Origin of the sequence: Streptomyces sp. NPDC006733, assembly GCF_040636125.1 — a bacterium.
In the GTDB taxonomy this organism is placed as follows: domain Bacteria; phylum Actinomycetota; class Actinomycetes; order Streptomycetales; family Streptomycetaceae; genus Actinacidiphila.
This window is the reverse complement of sequence record NZ_JBEYJD010000037.1, coordinates 14,382-40,160: the sequence shown is the minus strand read 5'-3', so window position 1 is coordinate 40,160 and position 25,779 is coordinate 14,382. Positions and strand designations below refer to the sequence as shown.

The window sequence follows — 25,779 nt, the reverse complement described above, 5'->3', positions numbered from 1 at the left end:
ACCGCCGCGTCCGGTGGGGTGGAGCGGTAGCTGGAGCGGGGGCGGCGGGCGGCGCGGGGCCGTGCCGGGCGCGGTGGGAACGGGACGCAGAGGGAGCATGGGCCCTCCTGGAAGGGGGCTATTCGCCGCTGTCGGGCAGGATGGTCAGGTGCAGCCGTGAGGGGTGGGCGGATCCCGTGCGCAGGGTCTGCAGACTCGCCTTGGGGGCGGTCGTCAGCCACGGGTTCTCCCGCGAGCCCGAGTTGGGCAGGTGGTTCGGGAAGTCGCTGCCCGCGACGGTCAGTGCGAGCCGGTGGCCCGGGCGGAGCCGGTAGCCGGTGTGGCCGAGGTCGACGCCCACCTCGCCCGGCGCGTCGGCCTGCACGCAGCCGCGCACGATCAGCCGGGCCGCGCCGTCGGGTGCCAGGTCCAGCAGCCGGACGAAGACGTCGTAGGTGGGCGCGGTGCTCTCGACGTGCAGGACGGCTCGGACCGGGCCCGCGAGGTCGAGCGGGGTGTCGCGGGCCGGGGAGGTGAAGACGAGGACGTCGTCCCGGTCGGCCGTGCGGCGCTCGTCGCGGTGGTCGCGCAGCTGCAGGAAGGTGTCGGTCGCGGCGGAGGGGACGAGGTTGTCGGGGTCGTAGCGCCAGGCCGCCGCGTGCGCCTCGGCCGCCGGCCGCTCGGCGAGCCGGCCGCCGGGCACGGGGCCGCCGGCGGCGTGCGGTTCGGCGAGGTGCAGGGTGCTCCGCGTGGCCTGCGGCGGCGGCCAGGCGGTCGACGTGCGCCAGCCGACGTGTCCGAGCTTCCAGCGCACCCGGGGCAGCGAATCGGGCTGCGCGGTGCCCTTGAGGAAGACGTCGAAGAAGGCCAGGGCCGGTCCGGTGCAGGTGTCGAGGACGCGGTCGAGGGCGGTGTCGTCGAGCAGGTGGTCCGCGTCGGGGGAGACCGGGGCGTTCTCCAGGAAGTAGTTCTCGTGGTCGATCGCGTCGGCGACCAGGTACTGCAGCGCCGCCCAGCCGGGGCGCCGCGCCAGCTCGGTGTAGTCGCGCATGTGGGCGATGCCGAGGTTGTCGAACCAGCCCACGCAGTGCAGGACGGGTACCGGCCGGGCGTCGTAGGGGTGGGGGCCGTTGTAGGCGGGCAGCGGGATGTTGCCGACGACCAGGTCGAAGCCGGCCGAGCGCTTGCCGATGGCCGCGAAGGCCTCCTCGTAGGCGGCGATCAGCGGGCGTTTGGTGAGGTCGGCGGTGAACTCGTAGCCGTCGTTGTCCACCCAGACGTGCGCCTGGTAGTCGGCGCCCTCCAGCCACAGGGGCTGCGGGCCGGAGCCGGGGTCGTAGCTGGCCACGCCGGGACCGTTGCCGGTGCTGGTCACGCGGGGGACGATGGCGCGCAGGGCGGGGTGCTGGCTGGAGACCGCCGACCACTGGGTGAAGCCGTAGTACGAGTCGCCGAACATGCCGACGATCCCGTCCGACCAGGGCTGGCGCGTGACCCACTCGATGGTGTCGTAGCCGTCGTCGACCTCGCCGGTCCAGCCGAGTGTGACGCCCTGCGAGCGGAACTTGCCGCGCACGTCCTGGACGACCATGACGTAGCCGCGCGCGGTGAAGCGTTCGGCGATCTGGTCGAAGAAGACGTAGCGGCTGTTCTTGTCGTACGGCAGGCGCACCAGCACGGTCGGCGCGGGGCCGGTCCCGCAGTCCGCGCCGTACACGTCGGTCGCCAGCAGGACCCCGTCCCGCATGCGCACCATGTGCTGGTGCGCATGCGGGGGCACGGGTGCGGGGGTGACACGCTGAACGGCAAGGCTCATGGGCCCTCCAGGGGGAAAAGCTTTAAGAAAACAACGTGATATAACAGCGTTGCATCTGAATGTGTTCAGCGTCAACCCCCCTCTGAGCTAGGTTGCCTTCATGCCGATCGACGTCGACGAAGTCCAGCGCCGCAAGGAAATCGCGCAGGCCACCCTTGCGGTCGCCGCCCGTGACGGGGCGCGCTCGATCACCATTCGCGCCGTGGCCAAGGAGTTGGGCGGCTCCACGGCGATGGTCACCAACTACGTGCCCACGCGCATCGCGCTGATCACCAACGCCGTCCGCGCGGCCGAGTCCCGCTGGCGGGCCGATTTGGACGAGCACGTGGGCGAACTCGACGGCAAGGAGCGGCTGCGGGCGACGGTGGAGTGGCACCTGAGCACGGACCCCGAGGACCTGCTGCTGCGCACGCTGTGGGTCGAGATGCTCTCCTCGGCGCACACCGACCCCGGGGGAGTCGACCACCGTGAGCCGCGCGAGTCGCGCCAGGAGTTCTTCGACGCGTCCCTCGCCGCCGGAGTGCCCGACGCCGAACTCGCGGCCGACGTGCTCTCCCTGCTGACCCGCGGGTACTTCGTGTCCACCGTGGAGGACCCCGCCTACTGGACGGCCGAACGGGCCGGCCGCGTCGCGCGGGCCGTCGTCGACGCCCTCGTCGAGAGCTGAGGCGCCGGCGCGCCGGCCCGCGGACAGCGCAGCACCGGGACGCCCCTCGTGAGGCGGTCCCGGTGCTGCGCTGTTCAGGTACTCAGGTGTTCAGGTCCGGGTGCGCGGGGTGTCAGGCGGTCGGTCCGAGCGGCAGTCCCGTGTAGTTCTCGGCCAGTTCGGCGGCGGCGTGCGGCGACGTCGCGATCCGCTCCAGCTGCGACAGCTGCAGCCGGGTGTCGAAGGGGGACTGCCGCGGGTCGGTGTGCAGGGTGCTGGTCATGAAGTACGAGAAGTGCTCGGCCCGCCACACCCGGCGCAGACAGGTGTCGGAGTACGCGTCGAGCAGCTCCGCCGAGCCGCTGTCCTTCAGATGCGCGAAGGCCCGCGCCAGCACCACCACATCGGCGGCGGCGAGGTTCAGGCCCTTGGCGCCGGTCGGCGGCACGATGTGCGCGGCGTCCCCGGCGAGGAGGACCCGGCCGTAGCGCATCGGCTCGGTGACCGAACTGCGCATCGGAAGCACCGACTTCTGCGTGACGGGTCCGCGCTTGAGCCGCTGCCCGGCCCCGTCCCGCAGGGCGAAGCGGGCGTCCAGCTCGTCCCAGATCCGGTCGTCCGGCCAGTCGGCGGGGTCGGTTCCGTTCGGAACCTGCAGGTACAGGCGGCTGACCGCCGGGGAACGCATGCTGGCCAGGGCGAAGCCGCGCTCGGAGTGCGCGTAGATCAACTCGTCGTACACCGGCGGGGCGTCGGCGAGGATGCCGAGCCAGGAGTACGGGTAGGTGCGCTCGAACGTGGTGCTCACCCCGTCCGGCACCGCCCCCCGCGCCACGCCGTGGAAGCCGTCGCAGCCGACCACGTAGTCGCAGCTCAGCGTCTGCTCGCGGCCCTCGTGGGAGTAGCGGATCAGCGGTCGGTCGGTGTCCGCGCCCTCCACCGCGTGCACCTCGGCGTCGAAGAGCAGCGGCCCGCCCTCGTCGAGCTGCAGGGCGATCAGGTCCTTCACCACCTCGGTCTGGGCGTAGACCACCACCCGGCGACCGCCGGTGAGCGAGGGGAAGTCGACGCGGTGGCTGCGGCCGTCGAAGCGCAGCTCTATGCCGTCGTGGACCAGCGCCTCGCGGTCGAGGCGGGCGCCGGCGCCCGCCTCGCGCAGCACGTCGACGGTGGCCTGCTCCAGGATGCCGGCGCGCTGCCGCTGCTCGACAAAGACCCGGTCGCGGCGCTCCAGCACCACGCTGTCGATGCCGGCGCGGTGCAGCAGGCGGGCGAGCAGCAGGCCGGAGGGGCCGCCGCCGATGATGCCGACGGTCGTGTGCATCAGTTCTCCTCGTCGCGGAAGCGGGCCCGGGGTGCGAGCCGCTGTTCGTAGGGGTGGTGCGGGCCGGCGGACCCGCCGGCCTCGCACGCCGGCCGGCCGGCGCTCAGGGGGTCGACTCCTCCTCCGCCAGCACGCGCTGCGCCACGGCGAACGCGGAGTTGGCCGCCGGGACGCCACAGTAGACCGCCGTCTGCAGCAGCACCGCGCCGATCTCCTCGGGTGTCAGACCGTTGCGCCGCGCCGCCCGCACGTGCAGGGCCAGCTCGTCGTGGTGGCCGTGCGCACTGAGCGCCGTCAGGGTGACCATGCTGCGTTCGCGGCGGGAGAGCGTGTCGTCGGTCCAGATCTCGCCCCACGCGTAGCGGGAGATGAAGTCCTGGAACGGGGCGGTGAAGGCGCTCTGCCGCTGCTGCGCACGGTCCACGTGCGCGTTCCCGAGCACCTGGCGGCGCGCGGCCATGCCGCGCCCGGCGCCGCCCGTCAGGTGGCCGCGCAGGGCGGCCAGCACGGCGTCGGGCCGCTCGGCGGGGGCGAGGTGGGAGGCGCGGGGGATCTCGGTGAGGCAGGCGCCGGGCACCGCGTCCGCGATCTCCCGCAGGTGCGCGGGCGGCGTCGCGGGGTCCTCGCGGCCCGCGACGGCCAGCGTGGGCGCGGTCACGGACGGCAGGGCGTCGCGCAGGTCGAACGCGGCCAGCGCATCGCAGCACGCCGCATACGCGGCGGGGTCGGCCGCCCGGTGGTCGGCCACCAGGCGGGGCACGGTGAAGCCGGGCGTGAACCAGCGGGAGGGCGCGGTGTCGGCGAGCGCGGACAGCCCCTCCCGGCGGACCTGCGCGGCCCGCTGCTCCCACGGCGTGGCGCCACCGAAGTGCGCGGACGAGCAGATGACCGCCAGGCTCGCCACCCGCTGGGGGTGGTGGACGGCCAGGCGCAGGCCGACGGCCCCGCCGAGCGAGACCCCGGCGTAGGCGAACCGGTCGATGCCCAGCGCGTCGGCGAGGGACAGCACCAGGTGGGCCAGGTCGCCGACCGTCGCGCCCGGGGCGATGAGGTCCGCGGGCGAGCCGCCGTGGCCGGGCAGGTCCCAGCGCACGACGCGGTGGGTCGCGGACAGCTCGGGGGCGACGGCGTCCCACAGCGCGGTGGAGGTGCCGAGTGACGGGCCGAGGAGCAGCGCCGGGCCGGTGGCCGGGCCTTCGGCGCGGTGGTGCAGCCCCCGGCGCGGGCCGTCGGCGGGTGCGGTGTGCTGGGGGTTGGTCAACGTCGCTCCAGGGCGCGGTCGGTGAGGGATCCGGCGGCGCCGGTGTACCGGGCGGGGTCCACGAGGCCGTCGAGGTCGAGGCCGGCGCCGTCGAGTTCGGGCCGATCGGCCAGGAGCGCGGCCAGCGTCCTGCCCTCGGTGTACGTGCGCCGCGCGAGGTCCGTCAGGAGCGCGGCGGCCCGGGCGCGGCCCAGGACCGGCGCCAGCGCGGCGGCCAGCCGCTCGGAGACGATCAACCCGTGGGCGAGGTCCAGGTGTTCGCGCATGGTGCCGGCGTGCACCTGGAGGTTCTCGGCCAGCTCGGCGGCGTCGCGGGCCGCGCCGCCGGTCAGGCGCAGCAGGTCGCGCAGCGGCTCCCACTCGGCGTGCCAGGCGCCGGCCGGGCGCTCGTCCTCGGCGACCAGCGCGGCGAACAGGGTCGCGGCCAGGCCGGGGGCGCGCCGCGCGGCCGCGGCGACGAGGGTCGCGCGGACCGGGTTCCTCTTGTGGGGCATGGCGGAGGAGCCGCCCGCCCGCTCCGTACCGCCGGAACGGCCGTGGTCCGCGACGCCTTCGGTGACCTCGGCGATCTCGGTGCGCGACAGGGTGAGGACGTCGGCGGCGGTCTTGCCGAGGGCGCCCGCGGTGAACGCGAGGGCCGCCGCGAGGTCGACGACCGGCGTGCGCAGGGTGTGCCAGGGCAGCGCCGGCTCCGCCAGGCCCGTCTCGCGGGCGTAGGCGGCGGTGAGCTGCCGCGCGGTGCCGTGGCTTCCGTACTGTTCGAAGGCCGCCAGCGTGCCTGCCGCGCCGCCGAGTTGCGCGGGCAGCGCGGCCCGGACCGTCCGCAGCCGGTCGCGGGCGTCGAGGACCAGCGAGCGCCAGCCCGCCGCCTTGAGGCCGAAGGTGGTGGGTACCGCGTGCTGGGTCAGGGTGCGGCCGGGCATCGGCGTGTCCCGGTGGCGCGCGGCCAGGGCGGACAGCGCCCGCTCGGTGCGGTGCAGGTCGGCCAGGACCAGGTCCAGGGTGCGGGCCGCGACGAGCATGGTCGCGGTGTCCATGATGTCCTGGCTGGTCGCGCCGCGGTGCACGTACGGGCCGAACTCCTCGGGGACCGCTGCCGTCAGGTCCGCGACCAGCGGAATGACGGGGTTGCCGCCGGCCCGGGCGCGCAGGGCGATGCTGCCGAGGTCGAAGGGGGCCGTGCCGGCCGCGGCGGTGACCGCGCGAGCGGCCTCGGCGGGAGCGTGGCCGACTTCGGCCTGGGCGCGGGTGAGCGCCGCCTCGGCGTCGAGCATCGCCCGCAGGAACGCGCTGTCCGCGGTCGAGGCCTCGGCGGGGGAGCCGGCCCGGCCGGGCGCGAGCAGGCCGTGGTCGATGCCGGGGGAGGTCACCGGAACTCCAGGAAGACCGTCTCGTCGGCACCCTGGAGGCGGATGTCGAAGCGGTACGTGCGGTGCTCGGCGGGCCGCGCGAGCAGCGTGCCGCGGCGCGGGAGCGGCACCGAGTCGAGCACCGGGTCGGGTCCGTCCGCGAGGTAGGCGCGCGTGAACACGTGGTGCAGCAGGCCGCGGGCGAAGACGCACACGCTGATGTAGGGCGGTCCCGCGTTGCCGGGCGGCAGGGTGAACAGGGCCCAGTGGCCGTCGGCATCGGTGGCGATCCGGCCGAAGCCGGTCAGGTCGGTGCCGTTGCGGCCGAGGAAGCCGCCGGTCACCGGGTCGCGGCGGAGCGATCCGGGGGCGCCGGCCAGGGACCCGTCCGGGGCGGCCTGCCAGAACTCCAGCAGGGCGTCGGGGACCGGGTCGCCGGCGCCGTCGAGCACGTACCCGTGCAGGACGATCGTGTCGGGGTGGCCCCGGGGCGCGACCTGCCCGCCGTCGGGGAACGGGAGCGCGTAGCCGTAGAAGGGGCCGACGGTGTGCGACGGGGTGGGGAGAAGCGTCCTGGTGGTCTCGGGCATGGCGGTCAGCGGCCTTCTTCGATCCAGGTGGCGGAGGGGCCGTCCAGGACGATGTCCCACGCGTAGCCGAGCGAGAACTCGGGCCGGGACAGGTCGTGGTCGTACGTGGCGACCAGGCGTTCGCGGGCCGCCGCGTCGGTCACCGACCGCAGGATCGGGTCGTAGCGGAACAGCGGGTCGTCGGGGAAGTACATCTGGGTCACCAGCCGCTGGGCGAAGGCGCTGCCGAAGACGGAGAAGTGGAGGTGGGCGGGGCGCCAGGCGTTGGTGTGGTTGCGCCACGGGTACGCGCCGGGCTTGACGGTGGTGAACGTGTACCGGCCGGCGTCGTCGGTCAGCGTGCGGCCGACCCCGGTGAAGTTGGGGTCGAGCGGGGCCGGGTGCTGGTCGCGCAGGTGGGCGTACCGGCCGGAGGCGTTGGCCTGCCACAGCTCGATGAGCTGGCCGCGCACGGGTCGGCCGCCGCGGTCCAGCAGCCGCCCGGAGACGGTGATGCGCTCGCCGAGCGGCTCGCCCTGGTGCTGGACGGTGAGGTCGTTGTCGGTGGCGGTGATGTCGGTCGGGCCGAACACCGGACCCGACAGCTCGACGGTCTCGGGGTCGCCGCCGTCCACCGCGACCAGCGGCTGGTGGGGGTGGCGCAGCAGGGAGCTGCGGTAGGGGGCGTAGTCGCGCGGCGGGTGGTGGCGCGCGGGCGCGCCGGCCGCGAGCGCCCGGTCGTAGGCGTTCTGCAGGTCCTCGATCTCGGTGTCGATGTCGGCCTGGAAGAGCCCGGAGCCGCCGGCCGCGAAGGCCGTCCCCTCGCGGGCGCCGGCCACCGCCTCGGCGGGGCCTGGGGCCACCTTGTCCATACGAGAAGCCTCCGGTCTCTGCGGGTCCACGGTCCGAGATGCTCAGTGCACTGACGAATATCTCGGGCGTCGTCATGCTGGCACTCGCCGACCCGGCCGTCAATAACCTCCGGTTAGGACACCGGTGGAATCACCAACGGGGCAGGAGGCGGGATCGCGGGAGGGAGACTATCCTCAGTGCACCCACGAAATGCACGAGGAGCGCCATGGCCGCGGTCGACCTGACCACCCACCCGGGGCACCTGGCCCGGCGCCTGCAGCAGGCGCATCACCTGCTGTGGACCGCGATGGTCTCCGAGGAGATCACCTCCCCGCAGTTCGGGGTGCTCAACGCGCTCACCGCCGAGCCCGGCCTCGACCAGCGGACCGTGGGCGAACGGGTCGGCCTGGACCGCTCCACCATCGCCGAGGTCATCGGCCGGCTGCACTCCCGCGGCCTGCTGGAGAAGGTCCGCGACCCCGAGGACGGCCGCCGGTTCCTGCTGCGCCTCACCGACGAGGGCAGCCGTACGCACCGCCGGCTGACGGTGCGGACGGCCCGGATGAACCAGGTCTTCCTCGCCCCGCTGTCCGCCGACGAACAGGCCCTGTTCCTGCGGCTGATCCGCCGCGTCTCGGACGCGGCGGAGGGCCTGCGCACCCCCGCGGAGCCCCCGCGGGCCCGGCCCGCGTGAGCCCCGCGCGCCGCGTCAGGAGGCTTGCGGCTCGGCGTCGTCGGACGTGGCCCGGGAGGCGGGTGCGCGCTCCGCGAGGAGCGAGGTCAGGCCGATGACGGCGGTCACGGCCGTGCAGACCGCGAAGGTGTCACCGGCGCCCACGAGCCGCAGCATGGCCGCCGACATCAGCCCGGCGGCGCCGTAGCCCAGCCCGCCGGCGGCGTACAGCAGCGAGAAACCGGTGGCCCAGGCGCGCTGCGGCAGGCGTTCTTGCAGGGCGACGTTCCTGATGACCATCAGGGGGCTGAAGAACAGGCCGCCGACCGCGAACGCGGCGGCGAACCCCAGGGGGTGGGTCATCAGCGCCGGCGTGGTGAACGCGGCGGCCATCGCGAGCAGCAGGGCCAGCGACTGGACGCGGAAGGAGCCGGGCCAGCGGCGCAGCCCGTACAGGAGCCCGGCCAGCACGCTGGCGACGGCGAACGCCGTCATCACCGGTCCGGCGAGCGCCGGTGAACTGCCGGTCTCCGTCAGCCGGGCCGGCAGCAGCACGTCCACGGTCCCGATGAGGAACATGATCGACGCGGAGAGCAGCGCGGTGGGCCACGCCAGTCGCAGCACCTGCGCGGTGGGCATCGCGTTCCGTGCGCTCGCCGTCGCGCTGGTGTGGTGGTCGCTGTGGGAGATCCGGCCGGCGAAGAGCACCGGTGTGAACGCGATCAGGGCGATGGCGAGCAGGGCCCCGCGCGCGGTCAGCTGCACGTAGAGCAGGGAGACCAGGGGCGGGGAGACGGCCCACACCGTCTGGCTGAGGGAACTCTCCAGACTCAGTGCGGTGGGGCGCAGTCGCTCGGGGGTGGTGGTCGACAGCTGGGCGCGCATCCCGCCCGGTGCGCCGGCCGCCGAGCCGCCGGCCAGTGCGGCCAGCGCGATCAGTACGGGAAGCGGGGCGTCCGTCATGAACACCGCCAGCAGCGTGAAGGCGATCGCCTCGGCGACGAGGCTCAGCCGTAACTGCCGAACGAAGGGACGGGTGTCGAACAACCGGCCCATCAGTGGTGCGGCGGCGGCCTCGCCCAGGGCGTGGGCGGCGGCCAGGATGCCGCCGGCGGCGAAGGAGCCGGTGCTGTAGCCGACGAAGACCAGCGCGAGCGGGGCCATCACCACCGGTGCGCGGATCATCGCCGCGGCCGCGTACCAGGTCGTGTGGGCGGGCAGCGCCAGTACCTGGCGGTAGCCGGCGCCCTTGCCTCCCGCGGCCGGTGCGGCGTCGGCCGCGGCGCGTTCCGACTCGTCGGTTTCTTCTGGGTCGGCCGCTTGACGGCCGGTGGAGAGGTTACCGGTCATGGAAATAGAGGGTATACGTTTCGCGTTCTCCACGGGTTACCACCTGTGGTTTCCTGGTCGGTCCGGCCGGGGCGCCGGCATCTCCCGCTACCGGGAGGGAGCCGACGCGGCGCCGGGACAATAGAGTTGAAGCATGAAACCGACTACGGTGGCCGCCGAGGTCGAGGAACTTCGTCACTTTCTCAACACCTTGTCGATCCCCAACGACACCCGGGTCCTGACCGACGCGCTGCCCGCCCTGGCCGCGGACACGACGTCCTGGCAGCGGCTGTTCGGCCGCATCTCCGCCCCGCACGGCCGCAAGGCCGGCACCGAGTTGGCCCGGCTGCGCGACGACCTGCGGGCCGATGTCGAGGAACGCGTTACGGTACGCCTCGACCGATGGCTGGCGCGCTACCCGCAGACGGCCCGCATCGAGGACGGCGCCCTGGTGCTCAGCGGCGCCGACACTCCCGTGGAGGAGATCCTGCGGCTGGCCGCGTGGCTGGTGACCGACCGGCGCTGGAACCGGCTGCGGGCCTGCCCGGACTGCCGCTGGGTCTTCTACGACCAGTCGCGGAACAACTCCCGCGTGTGGTGCAGCATGTACGCGGGCAGCACCGGGCGGGCCTGCGGCAGCATCGCCAAGGTCACCGCGATGCGCTCCCGCCGGTCGGCCGCCGCCGGGTCGTGACCGCCCGCGGCCGGCGCACCCTGCGGTGCACCGGGCGCCGGCGCGCGGACCACGGTGGGCGGCACCGGACTCAGCTGGCGGCCGCGAGTGCGGTCAGGCGCTCCTCCGCGGCCTGGGCCCGCTGCGGGGTGTCGCCGTAGGCCATGTACTGCACCGTGCCGTTGACCGTCGTGTCGTCGACCAGCAGCACCGCGCCGCAGCCCCCGGCCGGTCCCGCTCCGAGCAGCTCGTCGCCGTCGATGCTCCTGGCCAGCGTCTCGAAGTCGCCGCAGGGCAGGTGGTTGCGGGTCAGCAGGGTGTAGCGCCGCAGGTAGTCCTCACCCAGCAGCCGGAGCGCGGCGTAGTGCACGTGGGTGCAGCCGCCGACGCGGGCGTTGACCTCGCTGAAGAGCATCTGCCCGTCGGGGGTGAGGATGGAGTCGCAGTTCAGCAGGCCCCGGTAGCCGGTGCGCTGCAGGTACACCGCCATCTCGACCGACCAGGAGAGCATCTCGGCCTCGGCCGTGCCGGCCAGCTCCGTCGAGGGGATCACGAAGCCGTTCCAGATGGGCTCCATCCGCATCAGTCCCCAGTTCAGGACCGTCGGTTCGGTGCCCGGCTCCGGGATGTCCACCTCGCTGTAGAAGGTCAGGCTGTTGCCGTAGTAGACCTCCACGACGGCCTCGCAGGGGCGCAGGCCGTTCGGGAAGTCGCGGACCTGGTCGACCGTGGGGAAGGACTCCGCCAGCAGCTCGAACAGCTCGTCCGCGGTGCTGCCGGACGGCACCACATGGGTGCTGGACACGCCGACGCCGGGCACGTCGCCGTCCGTGGTGAACAGGACGTTGCCGTAGCCGCTGGCGCTGAAGTCCTGCTTGACGATGACGGATCCGGTCACCGGCAGCAGCTCGGCCACGGCCTGCGCGGTCGCGGCCCGGTTGCGGGTCACCTGGCCCGGGGCGACCGGCGCGCCGAGCCCGCGGCTCCAGGCGCGGAAGAAGGCCTTGCTGTTGAAGATGTCGCTGCCGCCCTCGGCGAAGAACGGCGGGTTGGCCTGCTCGCTGAGCCCCAGCCGGCGGCCGAGGGTCGCGACCGACCGGTCGTGGATGTAGGGGACGATCTTCCAGTCCGGACCGACGATGTCGCCGAGCTGCTTCACGAGGCCGGGCTCCAGCAGGCTGGCGCCGTCCAGGAACATCGAGCCGGAGGCCTCCTCGTCATGGGTGAGGAAGGCGATGGAGTCCAGGTCCAGCCCGAGCGTCCGGCCCAGGTAGGACATGAACGCGGGGGTCAGCGGGCGTTCGGTGATCATGGCGTCGCCGTCGCGGAGCAGCCACGCCTGGCGGGCGGACTCGGCATGCCGGGCGGCGAGGATCTTGGTGGGGAAGCTGTCCAGCGAACCCCCGTAGGTGTACTCGGTGGTGGTGTTGCCGACGACGAGTTGGTGCTGCATGGGTTCCCTTTCGCGAGTGGGCGGTCGTGGGGTCGTTGCGGTGGGGCGTCGTGCCGTGCCGGGACGGGCGGGTGGGGCGCGCGGATCAGCCGGGCAGGCGGTCGGCGAGGCCGGCCAGGAAGCGGCCGCGGTCGATCACGGCCCGCTGGTGGGTGCCGCGCAGCACCGTGGCGCGGCTGTCGCGCCCCTCGACCTCGAAGGTGAGCTTCTTGCCGTCGACATGCGTCAGCCGGGCGGTGAGGTGCACGTCCTCGCCGGTGGGGGTGGGGGCCAGGTGCCCGGTGTCGTGGTGCAGGCCGACCGTCATCCACGGGTCGGCCACGGCGTCGCCCAGGACCCGCATGGCGGCGATCTCGCTCAGCCAGAGCAGGACGGGGGTGGCGAGGACGTCGATGTCGTTGCCCCAGCGGCCGGCCGAGTCCTCGGCGCTGACGGTGTGGGTCAAGGTGGCGGAGGTTCCCACCAGGGCGGTCAGGTCGGGGGCGGGCGTCGCCGTGCGGGTGCCGGCGGCAGCGGTCGGGGAGGCGGGTCGGGTGGTCATGCCACTCCTCGGGAGGTCGTTCCGGACAGGGGGTCGAACAGGGGAATCGCGACGGGCGAGCCGGGTCAGGCGGCCTTGGCGCCCAGCCGCTGCATCTGGTTGAAGACGTTCTTGCGCTGGATCTCCGCGGTGCCGCCGGCGATCAGCGTGCCGAGCGCGTCCCGCAGCGCCTGGCTGTGCGGGCCCTCCATGTAGCCGAGGTGCCCGTAGACCCGCAGCGCGGTCTCGGTGCCGAGCTTGAGCGTCTCCCCGGCGTGGTACTTGGCCACGGAGCACATCAGGGAGGCGCGGTCCGAGTCCTGCACGAGCGCGTCCAGCGCCCCGTAGGAGACCCAGCGGGTCGCCTCGATGGCGAACTTGGCGTCGGTGATCCGCCCCTGGACGTACTGGTGCTCGGCGATCGGCACCTTGAAGGCGTGCCGCTGCTGCGCGTACTCCATGACCTCGTCCAGCATCGGGTCGAGGTAGGCCGCGGCCAGGATCCCGTAGAGCAGCCGGTCGAGGGAGATGGTGTTGTAGACGGCGTCGATGCCGCCGCCGATGCCGCCGACGATGTTGCGGGCCTCCACCCGGACGCCGTCCAGCGCGATCGGGCCGGTCGGGCTGGTGCGGTTGCCCATCATGTCCTCGATGGGGCCCTGGACGACGCCGTCCGCGTGCATGTCGATCATGAACAGGGTGATGTCCTGGTTCCCGACCTCCGGGACCCGCCCGAGGATCAGGGCGATGTCGGCCTCCGGACCGTTGGTGATGTGGTCCTTGTGGCCGTTGAGCACGTAGTGGTCGCCGTCGCTGACCGCCGCGGTGCGGATGCGGGTGACGTCGGAACCGCCGGTGGTCTCGGTCAGGGCGGTGCAGCCCACGTCGCCGCCGAGCAGCCGCGGCAGCCAGGCCGCCTTGTGCTCGTCGGTGCCGTAGGTCAGCAGCGAGCGGATCAGGCCGGCCTGCGCCACCATCGACAGGCAGAAGCCCAGGTCGCGCCCGCCGGCCGCGATGCCCTCCAACGCGGCGGTGAAGTCCCACCAGGTGCCGCCCGAGCCGCCCCACTCGGTCGGCACGGCCAGGCCCCACACTCCGGCGTCGGCGATCTCCTGCCAGGACTCGCGGTCCAGGCGGCCCTTCTGGGTGAACTCCTCCGCCCGTTTGGCGACGGTGGCGGCGGCGAGTTCCTGGTACTTCTCCCGCAGTTCGGGCGTGGCGAAGTGTCTGATCATCACAGTGTCCTTTGCAAAGGTCGGCCGGGCCCGGCTGCCGGGCTCGGCGCGGCGGGGATGACGAACGGTCCTGCGCGGCCGCGGCGCCGCGGCGGGGTCAGCCGGCGGTGGCGAGCAGTTCGCGGACGTCGCCGGCCGGAGCGGAGGGCACCAGGCTGGTGAGTGCGCGGTCCAGGCGCAGGGCGAGCTCGTCGGTCTCCTGCTCGGAGATCGTCAACGGCGGCGTGACCAGCACCGATTCGGTGGCGGGGGTGACGCCTGCCGGGTAGAGCAGCAGCCCCTGGGCGCGGGCGGCCTCGGCCAGGTCCAGCGAGATCCCGGGGAAGCGGTCGGGGTCGGCGTGCAGGCCCAGGGCGAGCTGCAGGCCCGTGCCGCGGACTTCCGTGACCATCGGGTGGCGCCGGCACAGGGCGTCCAGCAGCGGCCGCAGGTGCTCACCGGCGCGCGCGGCCTGGCGGGGGATGTCGTGCTCGACGAGGTAGTCGACGACGGCCAGCGAGGTGGCGGCGGCGAGCGGGGCGCCGGCCATGGTGTGGCCGAACAGCAGCTGGCCCACCGGCGCGTCCAGCGCCGCGGCGACCTGGTCGGACACCAGCAGGGCGGCGATCGGCACGTAGCCGCCCGAGAGCCCCTTGCCCAGCACCATCAGGTCGGGCGCGATACCGGCGTGGTCACAGCCGAACCAGCGGCCGGTACGGCCCAGGCCCGTCATGACCTCGTCGGCGATCAGCAGGAAGCGGTGCTCGTCGGCCAGTTCCCGCAGCCGGCGCAGCGCCTCCACGGGAGCGGGCACCGCGCCGCTGGACGCGCCGCCGACCGGCTCGATGATCACGGCCGCGAGGTTGGCCGGGCCGATCTCGTTGATGGCGTCCTCCCAGTCCTCGGCGGAGGCGCGCAGGCCCTCGTTGCTGGACCGGACCCGGGCGACCGTGACCTGGTTGGCGAGCAGGGACTGCAGCCCCTGGCGGCGCAGCGGGTGCCCCGACGCGGCCAGGGCGCCGGTGGTCATGCCGTGGTAGCTGGGCTCCTCGGAGAGCACCACGCACTTGAAGGGGCGGTGCGCCCGCGCGTTGACGAGGGTGACCAGGCGCAGCGCCGCCTCGACCGCCTCGGAGCCGGAATTGCAGAACTGCGCCTGGTTCAGATCGCCGGGAGCCAGTTCGGCCAGTCGCGCCGCGAGGTCGAGCAGAGGGCGCGAACGGAACTGCGTGCGGTAGGCGAAATTGACGCGGTCTATTTGCTCATGCATACGGGAGATGATTTCCGGAACCGCGTGCCCGATATTCACGTTGACGGCTCCTGAGCATCCGTCCAGGTATTCGCGGCCTTCCTCGTCGTATACGAAAACGCCTTGTGCGCGGTTCACGATGGGGAGCATGAAAGAATTCTCCGATTCTTCTGGGGGTGCGGTTTCTCAGTACCAGGTCATCGCGAGCGCCGCGGCGGTCATGCCGCCGCCCACCGAGGCCAGCAGGACGCGCTCGCCGCGCCGCAGGGGCCGCCGGTTGTGCTCCTCGAAGAGCGTCAGGGGGATCGAGGCCGCCGCGGTGTTGCCGAACTCGGGGGCCGTCAGGGCCACTTTGTCGTCGCTGATGCCGAGGGCCTCGGCCAGCGCCTCCACCAGCCGGGTGTTGCCCTGGTGGAGGATCACCCGGTCCACGTCGGCGGCGGACCAGCCGGCCTGGGACAGGGCGTCCTGCACGACCTTGGGCACGAACTGCAGCCCCCAGTCGCGCACCGCCCGGCCCTCCATGCGGAAGAGCTGCTCGCCGGCGTCCAGACTGTCGCTGTCGAGCGGGTGGCGGGTGCCGCCGCCCTCGACGCGGACCAGGTCGGCGGCGCCGCCGTCGGCCAGCAGCGCGGCCCCCTGGATCCCGTAGGCGTCCGGCACGTGGCCCAGCAGCACCGCCCCGGCGCCGTCGCCGAAGAGGCTGACGGTCCTGGGGTCGTCGCGGTCCATGATGCTGGAGAACTTGTCGGCGCCGACGACGAGTCCGTACTTCGCGTCGCACCGGTTGGCCATCATCGCCTCGGCCACCGTCAGGCTGTAGAGGAACCCCGAGCAGACGGCGTTGACGTCGAACGCGGGCACGGCCCGCAGTCCCAGGCCGTCCTGCACGAAGCTGGCGGTCGCGGGCTGCGGCTGGTCGGGGGTGGCGGTCGCCAGGACGACCACGCCGACGTTCTCCTTGACCTCCGGATCCGCCACCAGCGGACGGGCGGCGTTCACGGCCATGTCGGAGGTCGCCATGTCGTCGCGGGCGTAGCGGCGCTCCTTTATCCCGGTCCTGGATTCGATCCAGTCCTCGGTCACGTGCGCCCAGTTGCCTATTGTTGCGTTGCCTATGACGTCCGGCGGTACGTAACCGCCGACCGAGACAATACCGATCGCCATTTTCGCTCCTCGGGGGAAGTAGCTGAATGTTTCTGATTTTCGCCGCTGAATTGTTTCCTTCTCATTCGTTACGGTGGTAAACGATGGCTTTGAGACATCGTCGACTGAGGCGCCGGGGGCGAAAAGTGGTGTCGCAAATCAGGGGGGTCGCGCGAACGGCACATGAACACTTCGCATGACCTCGGATGCCGGGGGTAAGCGGTCGTTCCCGGCGGCCTTCGCGGCCGCACCCCGCTCCGTCCGCGAGGGTCGGACGACGCCCACCTGCACGGGGGCGTGCGCCGGCGGTCGAGGAGCGTGGATCCGGCCCGGACGCCGGCAGGGGCGGATTCCAGCCTCCGGGCGCGGGCCCGTCGAGGGCGTGAAGGGGCCGACGGGCGCCCGGGGCGCGGCCGGATCTCGCCGTCGCGGAGGAACGGTCCTGCCGAGGTCTTGACTTGACGGTGGGTCAGAATTCGGGCGGCCACCTGCCGCGCGGTGCGCCGGCGCCAAGTGGCCGACCGCGGGCGGAGTTTAGGAAAAGTTAAGTAAAGAATGCCGTCAACGGGTTGCGGAATTCAGCGAGAACCATTGACGAAAAGCGGAACAACCGCCACCGTCAGAGCGACACGAAGTCCGTACCTCGCTGAGAGCCGGGATGCCCATGAGAAAAGTGAAGTTCTGCGTCGCCTCGGCCCTGACTGCCGCGGCCGTCCTGACGGCGGTATTCGCCGGGCCCGCGACGGAATCCGCGCAGGCGTTTCCCGCGACGCCCAAGCAGAACGTGCTGAACTACCTGAAGTCCATATCCGGAAACCACATCGTCTCCGGTCAGCACAACAAGGAGCCCGCCACCTCTCCGGGGCAGTACACGCAACAGGTCCACGACATCACCGGCCAGTGGCCCGGCCTGTGGGGCGGCGACCTGATGTTCAACGCCACCGACGTGGCCAACCGCCAGCGCGTGGTGGATCAGGCGAAGTTGGAGTGGTCGCACGGCTCGCTGGTCGCTCTGACCTGGCATGTCTGCCCGCCGACCCAGGGGAGCAGCTGTGCGTTCGACGGCGGCGTGAAGTCGCACATCACGGACGCGCAGTTCGCGCAGATCGTCACCGGCGGCACCGCGCTGAACACCGCGTGGAAGAAGCGCCTCGACGAGGCCGTCCCCTACCTGCAGCAGCTGAAGGCCGCCGGAGTTCCCGTCCTCTTCCGCCCGCTGCACGAGATGAACGAAGCGTGGAACTGGTGGGGAAATCGGCCCGGCGCGAATGGGAGCGCCCGGCTGTACCAGATCACGCGCGACTACCTTGCGGGAACCAAGGGCCTCGACAATCTGATCTGGGTGTGGAACGTCCAGGACAACCCGGCCGGTGGCTGGAGCAATTACTATCCGGGCAGTCAGTACGTCGACGTCGCCTCACTCGACGCGTGGTACAAGAACTACCCCAGCGCCGCCGACTACCAGCAGCTGCGGAATATCGCGGGGACGAAGCCCATCGCCATCGCGGAAATGGGTAAAGTGCCGACCGATTCCCTGCTGCAGAGCCAACCGCAATGGGCCTGGTTCATGCTGTGGTCCGAGCAGCTGCGCGGCAGCAACACCAACGCCGAGATCCAGACGTCGTACTTCCTGCCCCGGGTCCTGAACCAGGGCGAGCTCGTCCTGTAGTCCGGCGTCACCGCCGGTGCCGGCCACGGTCCGCCGCGGCCGGCACCGGCACCCCGCGTGGCCCGCGCCGAGCCGGCGCCGTGCGCGAAACGGCACGTCAGCGCAGCCAGCCGCGCAGGCCGCGGAGGAAGCCCGCCGGATCGTCCCGGTGGATGGTGTGGCCCGCACCCCGCACCGTGCGCAGGAACCAGCCACCGCGTCGCAGCGTGGCCGCCTCGGCCGGCGGGATCCGCTCGCTGGGGTCGGCGAGCATGACGAGCGAGGGGACGGCCGGGGCGCCCGGAAGGCCGGGCAGCCGGCGCAGGGCGTCGACGGACGCCGGATCCCAGGTGGTGAGCGCCCGCTGCTCGGTGGTGATGTCGTCGTCGGGCCAGCGCGGCTGCGCGGCGCGCAGCTCGGCCCAGCCGGCCCGCTTGACGGCGCGCAGCGCGTCCCAGTCCCGGGGGCGGTCCAGCCACGCGGGGTCGCAGTGGATCGCGCGGGCGCAGCGCAGTTCGGGTACGGCCAGCAGCAGGGCGGCCGAGCCCAGCGAGTGGGCGATGGCCAGGTCGGGCGCCGGCGGCAGGGTGTCGATCAGGTCGGCCGCCAGCTCGGCGGGAGTGTAGGTGGCGGCGTGGGCGCTCGCGCCGTGGCCGCGCAGGTCGACGGCGAGGACCCGGTAGCCGCACTGGGCGATGGCCGGGGCGACCCGGTTCCAGGTGCGGGAGTCGGTCATGATGCCGTGCACCAGGACCGCCGTGCGGGGGCCGTGCCCCCAGACGCGCGTCGCGAGCCTCATGGCGCCGTGCCGCCGGCGGCTTCCCCGGCCGGGCGCGGGACGGGGCGGGCCGGTCGGGGGAGCCGGGGGAGTCGGGGCATGCGCGAACCTGCCGTTCGGTCGGAGGGGAGCGGAGCGGGCGGGCGCGCACGCCGGCAGGGCGGGGCGGTCCGGGAACCTCCCCGGACCGCCCCGCCCTCGCCCCGCCCTCAGTCGGTCGCTCCCCGCGGTGGCGCGCTGCTGCCGCGCGGCAGCAGTACGGGGGTCGGCACCGGGCCGGACGAGACGTCCCGGCGGTGGACGACGTCGAAGAGCCGGCGGGTCACGTCGGCGCCGAAGCCGAACACGTCGTGGCTCATGGCGGACAGGGTCGGGTGCGTGAGCTGGCACAGCTGCGAGTCGTCCCAGGCGATCAGGCTGATGTCCCGCGGGACCCGCAGGCCCATCTCGGCCGCCACCGACAGGCCGGCGACCGCCATGATGTCGTTGTCGTAGATGATCGCCGTGGGGCGCTCCGCGGAGGCGAGCAGCGAGCGGGTGGCCCGCGCGCCCTGCTCCCCGGAGTAGTCGGTGGTGAGGCTGCGCGCCGCCTCCAGCCCCAGTTCCGCCACGATCGCGTTGAGCGCGGCGGTCCGGATCAGGGTGTGGCCGAGCCCCGCGTGGCCGCCCACCCGGGCGATCCGCCGGTGGCCCAGGGCGGCGAGATACCGCACCGCCTCGTGCACGGCGGCCTCGTCGTCGGTCCACACCGAGGTGAAGCCGCCCGTCAGCGACGGGTGGCCCACCGCGACGGCCGGCAGGCCGATCGCCGCCAGCTCGGTGACCCGCGGGTCGTTCTGCTGGATGTCGACCAGGATGGAGCCGGCGATGCGACGGGACTGCCACCACGCGTGGTGGACGGCGATCTCCTGCGCGGTGTCCCGCACGAGGTGCAGCAGCAGCGAGCAGCCGTGCTCCTCCAGGACGGACTCCACCCCGGAGATGAACTCCATGTAGAACGGCTCCAGCCCCAGCTGGCGCGCCGGGCGGCTGATGACCAGGCCGATGGTGTCGGCCGCGCCGGTCGCCGAGCCGGACAGCTTGGTCGCGGCCTGGCTGGGCACCCAGCCCAGCTCGGCCACCGCGGTCATGATGCGCTCCCGCGTGGCTTCCGAGACGCCGGGACGGTTGTTGAAGGCCAGCGACACCGCCCCCCGGGACACGCCGGCCAGGGCCGCCACGTCGTTGATCGTGACGCGCCCCGGCCGACGTGCCTGGGGCTCACTCACCGCCGGGTCCGCCGTTGACGCAGAACAGCGCCGCGCGGGCGGCCGCCGCGTCGGGACGCGACCAGCCGGTGACATGCCAGGTGGCGCTCTCGCCGGCCAGCAGCGTCACCCGGCCGCGGTCGGTGCGGGCGTGCGCGTCCAGCCGGTCGGCCTGCAGCAGCAGGTCCCGTACGAGGCCCGTGGCGGTGACCGTGACCGCCACCCCGCGCTCGCCGTCTTCGGTCACGCGGACATCATAGGAGGCGCCCGGATAGGCGAACTCGTGGTCCGGGCAGGCGAAGTGCACCGTGCGCAGGCCGTCCGCGTCGGCGACCAGGAACTCCCGGCGCGGGTCGCCGAACGCCGTCACCGCGTCCGGGAGCCCCTCCAGGGCCACGGTGCGCCCCTCCGCCTTGAGCGCGACCTCCGCGCCGGCCAGCACGCTGCCGCCGGCGTCGATCCGGCGGACGGTGACGGTGGTGTCCCAGGTGGCCGCGGCCTGGTTGCAGCCCGCCACCACCAGGCCGCCGTCGCGCTGCTGGACCGTCAGCAGCCGGTCGGCGTAGAGCCGGGCGATCTCGAAGTAGAGGGGCTTGAGTCGGGAGTCGCCGTCGATCGCCGCCCACGAGGTGACCGGCCAGCAGTCGTTGAGCTGCCACAGCACCGTGCCGGCGCAGCGCGGCCAGTGCGAGCGCCAGTGCTCGACGCCGGTGGCGATCGCGCGCGCCTGGTTCAGCTGCGTCAGGTAGTGCCAGGTGGCGAAGTCGGCGGGTTCGGCGAAGTGCGCGGCCAGACCGCGGTTCAGCTTGCCGTTGCCGTCCTCGGCCTTCTGGTGGTGCAGCATGCCGGGGGAGTCGGCGCTCAGCGGGCGCTCCGACAGGGCGCGTTCCAGGGTGGCGAACGCGGGCGGCGCCTGCCAGCCGAACTCCGCGACGAAGCGGGGCACGGTGGTGAGGTAGTCGCTGTAGTCCCGGCGGTTCCACACCTCCCACGAGTGGGCGGTGCCGTGGTCGGGGTCGTTGGGGGCGTGGTCCCAGGACCCCGACCACGGGCTGCCCGCCCAGTACGGGCGGGTGGGGTCGGTCTGCGCCACGATGCGGGGCAGCAGCCCCAGGTAGTAGCCCTCGCCCCAGGAGTCGCCGGCGAGCTCCCGCTCCCACTCCCAGTCGGCGAAGCCCCACAGGTTCTCGTTGTTGCCGTTCCACAGGACCAGCGACGGGTGGGGCATCAGCCGCGCCACGTTCTCCCGCGCCTCGGCCTCGATCTCGGAGCGCTGCGGCTGCTCCTCGGGGTAGGCGGCGCAGGCGAACAGGAAGTCCTGCCAGACCATCAGCCCCAGCTCGTCGCAGACGTCGTAGAAGGCGCGGTCCTCGTAGATGCCGCCGCCCCACACCCGCACCAGGTCCACGCCCGCCTCGGCGGCCTGGGTCAGCCGGGCGCGGTAGCGGTCGGGCGTGACGCGGCTGGGGAAGACGTCGTCGGGTATCCAGTTCACTCCGCGCGCGAAGACCGCGGTGCCGTTGACGATCAGGGTGAAGGCGCTGCCGTGCTCGTCCGCGGACGTGTCGAGCGCGATCGTGCGGAATCCGAGGCGGCGCTCCCACGTGTCGAGGACCTGCTCGTCGTCCTGCCGCAGGGCGACCGTGCACCCGTACAGGGCCTGCTCGCCGTAGCCGCGCGGCCACCACAGCGCCGCGTCCGGCACGCGCACGCGCACGGTGGCGCGGTCCGCGTCGGGGGCGACGGTGATCTCCGCGGAGGCGTCGCCGACCGCGGCCACCAGGCGCAGCGGCCGGCTCCGGCCGCTGTCCGTGCGCTCCAGGTCGACGGTGATCTCGACGATGCCGGTCCCGTCGTCGGCGACGGTGGCCTGCGGGCGGACCGCGGCCAGCCGGGCGGTGGACCAGTGCTCGATGCGGGCCTCGCGCCACACGCCGGCCGTCACCAGCGTCGGTCCCCAGTCCCAGCCGAACGAACTGGCCATCTTGCGGACGTAGTTGAACGGCTCGGGGTAGGAGTTGGGACGTGCTCCGAGCGTGTTCCGCAGCGCCTCGGCCTCGACGTAGGCGGAGGTGAAGGCGACCTCGAGCGGCGCCGGCCCGCCCGCGAGCAGCTCGGTGGCGTCGAAGCGGTAGGAGCGGTGCATGTTGCGGGTGCGGCCCAGCAGCCGGCCGCCGACGCGGACGGCGGCGACGGTGTCCAGCCCGTCGAAGACCAGGTCGGCCCGTTCGAAGGCGGCGTCGCGCTGCGGCAGTTCGGTCGCGTACGTCCAGTCGGCGTGTCCCACCCACGCGACCGCGGTCTCGTTGCGGTCGAGAAACGGATCGTCCAGCAGGCCCGCCGCCATCAGGTCGGTGTGGACGCAGCCGGGCACCTGCGCGGGCACGGCGGTGCCGGCCAGGCCCGGGGGCGCCTCCTGGGGGGTGCCGCGGTCGGTGTTCAGGCGCAGCGTCCAGCCCTGGGACAGCGGCGTGCGGACCTTCATGCGTTCTCCTTGTGAGATGCGGTGCGGGGTGCGGTCGAGCGGGGTGCGGCGGAGCGGGCGCGTCATTTGGTGGAGCCGGCCGCGAAACCGCTGTAGATGAAGCGCTGTAGCGCCAGAAAGACGATCAGGGTGGGCAGGATCACCAGGATGGTGCCGGCGGAGATGGTCTCCCAGTGGGCACCGAAGGGGCCCTTGAAGCGGAAGAGGGCGGTGGAGATGGTGCCGAGTTCGGGGTCGGGCATGTAGAGGAAGGGCACGTAGAAGTCGTTGTAGATCGCGATGCCCTTGACGATGACGACGGTGGCGATCGCCGGCCGCAGCATCGGGAAGATGATCCGCCAGTAGATCGTCCAGGAGTTGGCCCCGTCGATGCGGGCGGCCTCGTCGAGGGAGATCGGGATGGACCGGATGAACTGCAGGAAGATGTAGATCGAGACGATGTCGGTGCCGGTGTAGAGCAGGATCGGCGCCCACCGGCTGTTGAAGGCGCCGAGGTCGTCGATGACCTGGAAGGTGGCGACCTGCGTGGTGACGCCCGGCACCAGCGCGGCGAGCAGGAACAGGCCCATGACCAGCTTCTTGAAGCGGAACTGGAAGCGGTCGATGGCGTACGCGGTCATCGAGCCGATCAGCACGGTCCCGGTGGTGGCGACCACCACGATCAGCATGGTGTTGCCGAGCGCGCGCAGCATCGCGCCCTGCTGGAACGCGGTCGCGTAGTTCCCGAAGTGCAGCCAGTCGCCCGGAAGCGACAGCGGACCGTTGTTGGCGACCTCCGCCGGGGTCTTGAGCGAGGTCAGCAGGATGACGACGAGGGGAACGACGACCACTGCCGACGCCAGCAGCAGGGACAGGTACTTCAGGATGACGAGGGTCCGGGTCCGCGCGGGGTGCTCGGGCCGGGCCACCGGTCGGGCGGTGAAGGCGGGGACGGTGGTGTCGGTGGTCACGAGAGCTCCACCCTCTCCTCGGGGATGAGCCGGCGCTGGACCCAGGTGATCAGCAGGATGAGGACCAGCAGGACGACGGCGGACGCGGAGGCCAGGCCGACCTTGTCGAAGACGAAGGCGAGCTTGACGGTCTGGATGACGAAGGTCTCCGTGCCGTTGGAGCCGCCGGTCATGATGTACGGGATCTCGAAGACGGCCAGGGAGCCGGACACGGCGAGGATGAAGCTCAGGCTGATGATCGGTTTGATGCTGGGCGCGATGATGTGCCGGAACTGCTGCCAGCGGTTGGCCCCGTCCAGCGCGGCCGCCTCGTACAGGTGCGGCGGGATCGACTGGATCGCGCCGAGGAACAGCACCATGTTCAGGCCCATGAAGCGCCAGACCGACACCCCGGCGAGCGAGGGGTTGGCCAGGTCCGGATCGCCCAGCCACAGGTGGTCGCCGCCCACGCCGAACAGCCGCAGCAGGGTGTCGAGGGTGCCGTCGGGTTGGAAGAAGTACAGGAACACGAAGCCGACGGCCACCCCGTTGATCAGGTACGGGAAGAACAGCAGGCCCTTGAACAGGTTGCGGAACCGGGTGTTGAAGCTGAGGACCGTCGCGAAGTACAGGGCCACGGCGATCTGCACGAACGAGGCCGCCAGGTAGAAGCCGCTGACGAGGAAGACCTCGAACCGGGCGGGGCGCGTGACGAGGTCGGTGTAGTTCGCCGCGCCCACGTTGGAGCTGGTGGGGCTGGTCCCGTCCCAGTCGGTGAAGCTGTAGCCGATCATGTCGGCCACCGGGAGGTAGGTGAACATCACCAGCAGCGTCAGGGGCACGGCCAGGAAGAGCCAGGGGGTCAGGGAGCCGATGCGGAAGCGTCGGCGGGTGCGGTGCCGACCGGTCGTAGCGGGCGGCGGGGCGCTTCGGCGGCCGGCCGGAGGCGCTCCGGCTCGGATCTTCTGGACAGCGGTCATCTCATGATTCCTCGTGGTGGATCCCGGTCGGGCGTGCTGCGGGCGGTGGGACGAACGGGCGGCGGAGGTCCGGCGCCGGCCGGGGAGCACGGCGGTGTCGATCGCCGTGTCCCCGGGCCGTGCCGCGGTGCCGCGCGCCGGTCAGCCGCCGAGGGTCTGCTGCGCCTCGGACCACTTGCCGTTCAGCTGCCCGAAGTAGCTGTCCAGGTCGCCCTTGGCTGCGCCGCGGGCGACGTCCACCAGCTTCTGCCGGTACTCCTGCGAGGTGATGCCGACCTCGGAGGCCTTGTCGATCGCGTTGACCTTGGCGAGGTTCTTCTGGTGCTGCTGGATCAGCGTGACATCGTTGTCAGTGAACGCCTTCAGCGTGTCCGGCAGCGGCGTGCCCTTCACGGCGGAGATGGAGCCCTCGGCTGCGGCCGCACCGGACTTGGTGATGTACCAGTCGAGCCACGCGCGGGCGGCGGCCTTCTTGTCGGAGTGGACGTTCACCGCGTACTGGTAGTCGGGGCGCAGGACGGAGCAGAACTTGCCGCCCTTCTGCGCCGGGAACGGCATGAACCCGATGTCGTCGGGGTTCTGGTGGGCGGCCGTGGCCGCGGCCCGCATCTGCGAGATGGCCCAGGAGCCCAGCCACATCGACGCGACCTTGCCGGTGCCGATCTGCGCCTTGGAGTCCTCCCAGTTGGTCGTGGTGGGGTCCGTCTCGGACAGTTTCTGGTCCACGACCGTGTACAGGAGTTTGTCGATCGTGTAGAGGTCCGACCCCTGCGACCAGGGCTTCGCGGTCGTCGACAGGGTGTCGTAGGCGTCCGGGTCACAGGTGGGCGAGCCGATGGCGTTCGTCCAGTTGGTGAGCGGCCAGCCGTCCTTGTAGTTCGTGTAGTACGGCACGGCCTTGGTCTTGGCCTTGATCGCCGTCAGGTCCGCGACGAACTCCTCCGGGGTGGCCGGCCACTTCGTGATGCCGGCCGCCGCCCAGACGGCCTTGTTGTAGACGAAACCGTTGGCCACGCCGATGTTGGCCAGGCCGTAGACCTTGTCGTCCACGGTGGCGTTGTCGGTGTAGTCGAACTTCGCCGCCAGGTCGGCGGTCTTGCCCAGCGGGGCGAAGAAGGTGGGGTACTGCTTGATGGAGAGGGAGTTGGGGATCAGCAGGACGTCACCGTACTTGTCGGTGTTCATCCGGATCTTGGTTTCGCCCTCGTAGTCGGTCAGGCCCTCGAACTTGACCTTCACGCCCGGGTAGAGCTTGTTGAACTCGGCGGCGTACTTCTTCAGCGTGCCGTCCGCTATCTGGTCCGTCCTGTTGGTCAGGACCGTGATGTCGCCCGACACCTTCGCCGGGTCGCTCGGGGCGGCCGCGATCTCGCCGCTCTCCTTGGAGCCTCCCTGCCCGCTACAAGCTGTGACCGCAACCATGGTTGCAGCCACCAGGGCCAACCAACTTCTCCGCATCCCCGCCACCTCTCACTGCGCAGCTTCCGCTGCCATGCCGAGGGGATGCCGCATCGGATCCCGCTGTCCCGGCCTGATGAGCGCTCAACGTAGACGTAACTTCCCGGCAATGTCCATAGATCGGTCTACGTGAATTTCGCTGTGTTTCGCGGCCTTGATCAGCGACTTTACTAAACGTTGACTAAATCGGACGACAGTTTC

Annotated in this window: 22 protein-coding genes; 4 read left to right on the top strand and 18 right to left on the bottom strand. The window is 72.2% G+C overall.

The annotated features are described in order from the left end of the window. Positions 1 to 118 precede the first annotated feature (118 nt). Positions 119 to 1,795 (bottom strand): CocE/NonD family hydrolase, encoded by a 1,677-nt coding sequence (locus ABZ721_RS29060; protein WP_358791705.1) that lies wholly within the window; start codon positions 1,793 to 1,795, stop codon positions 119 to 121. Between the two features lie 100 nt (positions 1,796 to 1,895). On the opposite strand from ABZ721_RS29060, the gene ABZ721_RS29055 reads away from it, so the two are divergent. Then, positions 1,896 to 2,462 carry a TetR family transcriptional regulator C-terminal domain-containing protein gene (locus tag ABZ721_RS29055; RefSeq protein ID WP_358791704.1) on the top strand — a complete coding sequence of 189 codons (567 nt, stop codon included), beginning with the start codon at positions 1,896 to 1,898 and terminating at the stop codon, positions 2,460 to 2,462. Positions 2,463 to 2,574: 112 nt separating this feature from the next. On the opposite strand, the gene ABZ721_RS29050 is transcribed toward ABZ721_RS29055, so the two are convergent. The 5 genes from ABZ721_RS29050 to pcaH all read right to left on the bottom strand — a co-directional run bounded on the left by ABZ721_RS29050 (position 2,575) and on the right by pcaH (position 7,816). After that, positions 2,575 to 3,765, bottom strand: a complete 1,191-nt coding sequence (locus ABZ721_RS29050; RefSeq protein WP_358791703.1) for a 4-hydroxybenzoate 3-monooxygenase — start codon at positions 3,763 to 3,765, stop codon at positions 2,575 to 2,577. A gap of 103 nt (positions 3,766 to 3,868) precedes the next feature. Continuing rightward, positions 3,869 to 5,026 (bottom strand): 3-oxoadipate enol-lactonase, encoded by a 1,158-nt coding sequence (gene pcaD, locus ABZ721_RS29045; RefSeq protein WP_358791702.1) that lies wholly within the window; start codon positions 5,024 to 5,026, stop codon positions 3,869 to 3,871. Beyond that, positions 5,023 to 6,396 (bottom strand): 3-carboxy-cis,cis-muconate cycloisomerase, encoded by a 1,374-nt coding sequence (gene pcaB, locus ABZ721_RS29040; RefSeq protein ID WP_358791701.1) that lies wholly within the window; start codon positions 6,394 to 6,396, stop codon positions 5,023 to 5,025. The genes pcaD and pcaB overlap by 4 nt, the downstream gene beginning before the upstream one ends. Beyond that, positions 6,393 to 6,965, bottom strand: coding sequence for a protocatechuate 3,4-dioxygenase subunit alpha (gene pcaG, locus ABZ721_RS29035; protein ID WP_358791700.1), 573 nt, complete (start codon positions 6,963 to 6,965; stop codon positions 6,393 to 6,395). The genes pcaB and pcaG overlap by 4 nt, the downstream gene beginning before the upstream one ends. A 5-nt stretch (positions 6,966 to 6,970) precedes the next feature. Then, positions 6,971 to 7,816: a protocatechuate 3,4-dioxygenase subunit beta gene (gene pcaH, locus ABZ721_RS29030; protein WP_358791699.1), complete on the bottom strand. Its 846-nt coding sequence runs from the start codon at positions 7,814 to 7,816 to the stop codon at positions 6,971 to 6,973. 206 nt (positions 7,817 to 8,022) lie between these two features. Between pcaH and ABZ721_RS29025 the strand changes: the two genes are divergently transcribed. Beyond that, positions 8,023 to 8,490, top strand: coding sequence for a MarR family transcriptional regulator (locus ABZ721_RS29025; RefSeq protein WP_358791698.1), 468 nt, complete (start codon positions 8,023 to 8,025; stop codon positions 8,488 to 8,490). A gap of 15 nt (positions 8,491 to 8,505) precedes the next feature. Here the strand turns inward: ABZ721_RS29025 and ABZ721_RS29020 are convergent, their stop codons facing one another. After that, entirely contained in the window at positions 8,506 to 9,819 is a 1,314-nt protein-coding gene (locus tag ABZ721_RS29020) for an MFS transporter (RefSeq protein WP_358791697.1), read from the bottom strand. Positions 9,820 to 9,952: 133 nt separating this feature from the next. Here ABZ721_RS29020 and ABZ721_RS29015 point away from each other — a divergent pair, with 133 nt between their 5' ends. Further along, positions 9,953 to 10,492, top strand: coding sequence for a CGNR zinc finger domain-containing protein (locus tag ABZ721_RS29015; RefSeq protein WP_358791696.1), 540 nt, complete (start codon positions 9,953 to 9,955; stop codon positions 10,490 to 10,492). A gap of 70 nt (positions 10,493 to 10,562) precedes the next feature. Here the strand turns inward: ABZ721_RS29015 and ABZ721_RS29010 are convergent, their stop codons facing one another. The 5 genes from ABZ721_RS29010 to ABZ721_RS28990 form a co-directional block, all read right to left on the bottom strand. After that, a complete protein-coding gene (locus tag ABZ721_RS29010) occupies positions 10,563 to 11,924 on the bottom strand; it encodes a hypothetical protein (RefSeq protein ID WP_358791695.1) in 1,362 nt (453 codons plus the stop codon). 85 nt (positions 11,925 to 12,009) lie between these two features. Then, positions 12,010 to 12,465, bottom strand: a complete 456-nt coding sequence (locus tag ABZ721_RS29005; RefSeq protein WP_358791694.1) for a hypothetical protein — start codon at positions 12,463 to 12,465, stop codon at positions 12,010 to 12,012. Positions 12,466 to 12,530: 65 nt separating this feature from the next. After that, positions 12,531 to 13,679, bottom strand: a complete 1,149-nt coding sequence (locus tag ABZ721_RS29000; RefSeq protein WP_358791693.1) for an acyl-CoA dehydrogenase family protein — start codon at positions 13,677 to 13,679, stop codon at positions 12,531 to 12,533. A 97-nt stretch (positions 13,680 to 13,776) separates the two neighbouring features. Next, positions 13,777 to 15,057: an aminotransferase class III-fold pyridoxal phosphate-dependent enzyme gene (locus ABZ721_RS28995; RefSeq protein ID WP_358791692.1), complete on the bottom strand. Its 1,281-nt coding sequence runs from the start codon at positions 15,055 to 15,057 to the stop codon at positions 13,777 to 13,779. Positions 15,058 to 15,093: 36 nt separating this feature from the next. Then, complete coding sequence (locus tag ABZ721_RS28990) at positions 15,094 to 16,074, bottom strand: ketoacyl-ACP synthase III (protein ID WP_358791691.1); 981 nt, start codon at positions 16,072 to 16,074, stop codon at positions 15,094 to 15,096. A gap of 643 nt (positions 16,075 to 16,717) precedes the next feature. Between ABZ721_RS28990 and ABZ721_RS28985 the strand changes: the two genes are divergently transcribed. Continuing rightward, positions 16,718 to 17,722: a glycosyl hydrolase gene (locus ABZ721_RS28985; protein ID WP_358791690.1), complete on the top strand. Its 1,005-nt coding sequence runs from the start codon at positions 16,718 to 16,720 to the stop codon at positions 17,720 to 17,722. A 97-nt stretch (positions 17,723 to 17,819) separates the two neighbouring features. Here the strand turns inward: ABZ721_RS28985 and ABZ721_RS28980 are convergent, their stop codons facing one another. From ABZ721_RS28980 to ABZ721_RS28955, 6 genes are all read right to left on the bottom strand, one after another. Further along, entirely contained in the window at positions 17,820 to 18,500 is a 681-nt protein-coding gene (locus ABZ721_RS28980; RefSeq protein ID WP_358791689.1) for an alpha/beta fold hydrolase, read from the bottom strand. Between the two features lie 188 nt (positions 18,501 to 18,688). Next, positions 18,689 to 19,747, bottom strand: coding sequence for a LacI family DNA-binding transcriptional regulator (locus tag ABZ721_RS28975; RefSeq protein WP_358791688.1), 1,059 nt, complete (start codon positions 19,745 to 19,747; stop codon positions 18,689 to 18,691). Further along, positions 19,740 to 22,211 (bottom strand): glycoside hydrolase family 2 protein, encoded by a 2,472-nt coding sequence (locus ABZ721_RS28970; protein ID WP_358791687.1) that lies wholly within the window; start codon positions 22,209 to 22,211, stop codon positions 19,740 to 19,742. The genes ABZ721_RS28975 and ABZ721_RS28970 overlap by 8 nt, the downstream gene beginning before the upstream one ends. Positions 22,212 to 22,273: 62 nt before the next feature. Next, positions 22,274 to 23,119, bottom strand: coding sequence for a carbohydrate ABC transporter permease (locus ABZ721_RS28965; RefSeq protein WP_358791765.1), 846 nt, complete (start codon positions 23,117 to 23,119; stop codon positions 22,274 to 22,276). Positions 23,120 to 23,157: 38 nt separating this feature from the next. Continuing rightward, positions 23,158 to 24,120, bottom strand: a complete 963-nt coding sequence (locus ABZ721_RS28960) for a sugar ABC transporter permease (RefSeq protein WP_358791686.1) — start codon at positions 24,118 to 24,120, stop codon at positions 23,158 to 23,160. A 141-nt stretch (positions 24,121 to 24,261) separates the two neighbouring features. Further along, positions 24,262 to 25,578: an extracellular solute-binding protein gene (locus ABZ721_RS28955; protein ID WP_358791685.1), complete on the bottom strand. Its 1,317-nt coding sequence runs from the start codon at positions 25,576 to 25,578 to the stop codon at positions 24,262 to 24,264. Positions 25,579 to 25,779: the final 201 nt, after the last annotated feature.

Coding starts and splice junctions, on each gene's coding strand:
- ABZ721_RS29060 (WP_358791705.1), bottom strand. CDS start 1,795: ATGAGCCTTGCCGTTCAGCGTGTCACCCCCGCACCCGTGCCCCCGCAT.
- ABZ721_RS29055 (WP_358791704.1), top strand. CDS start 1,896: ATGCCGATCGACGTCGACGAAGTCCAGCGCCGCAAGGAAATCGCGCAG.
- ABZ721_RS29050 (WP_358791703.1), bottom strand. CDS start 3,765: ATGCACACGACCGTCGGCATCATCGGCGGCGGCCCCTCCGGCCTGCTG.
- pcaG (WP_358791700.1), bottom strand. CDS start 6,965: ATGCCCGAGACCACCAGGACGCTTCTCCCCACCCCGTCGCACACCGTC.
- pcaH (WP_358791699.1), bottom strand. CDS start 7,816: ATGGACAAGGTGGCCCCAGGCCCCGCCGAGGCGGTGGCCGGCGCCCGC.
- ABZ721_RS29025 (WP_358791698.1), top strand. CDS start 8,023: ATGGCCGCGGTCGACCTGACCACCCACCCGGGGCACCTGGCCCGGCGC.
- ABZ721_RS29020 (WP_358791697.1), bottom strand. CDS start 9,819: ATGACCGGTAACCTCTCCACCGGCCGTCAAGCGGCCGACCCAGAAGAA.
- ABZ721_RS29015 (WP_358791696.1), top strand. CDS start 9,953: ATGAAACCGACTACGGTGGCCGCCGAGGTCGAGGAACTTCGTCACTTT.
- ABZ721_RS29010 (WP_358791695.1), bottom strand. CDS start 11,924: ATGCAGCACCAACTCGTCGTCGGCAACACCACCACCGAGTACACCTAC.
- ABZ721_RS29005 (WP_358791694.1), bottom strand. CDS start 12,465: ATGACCACCCGACCCGCCTCCCCGACCGCTGCCGCCGGCACCCGCACG.
- ABZ721_RS29000 (WP_358791693.1), bottom strand. CDS start 13,679: ATGATCAGACACTTCGCCACGCCCGAACTGCGGGAGAAGTACCAGGAA.
- ABZ721_RS28995 (WP_358791692.1), bottom strand. CDS start 15,057: ATGCTCCCCATCGTGAACCGCGCACAAGGCGTTTTCGTATACGACGAG.
- ABZ721_RS28990 (WP_358791691.1), bottom strand. CDS start 16,074: ATGGCGATCGGTATTGTCTCGGTCGGCGGTTACGTACCGCCGGACGTC.
- ABZ721_RS28985 (WP_358791690.1), top strand. CDS start 16,718: ATGAGAAAAGTGAAGTTCTGCGTCGCCTCGGCCCTGACTGCCGCGGCC.
- ABZ721_RS28980 (WP_358791689.1), bottom strand. CDS start 18,500: ATGAGGCTCGCGACGCGCGTCTGGGGGCACGGCCCCCGCACGGCGGTC.
- ABZ721_RS28970 (WP_358791687.1), bottom strand. CDS start 22,211: ATGAAGGTCCGCACGCCGCTGTCCCAGGGCTGGACGCTGCGCCTGAAC.
- ABZ721_RS28960 (WP_358791686.1), bottom strand. CDS start 24,120: ATGACCGCTGTCCAGAAGATCCGAGCCGGAGCGCCTCCGGCCGGCCGC.
- ABZ721_RS28955 (WP_358791685.1), bottom strand. CDS start 25,578: ATGCGGAGAAGTTGGTTGGCCCTGGTGGCTGCAACCATGGTTGCGGTC.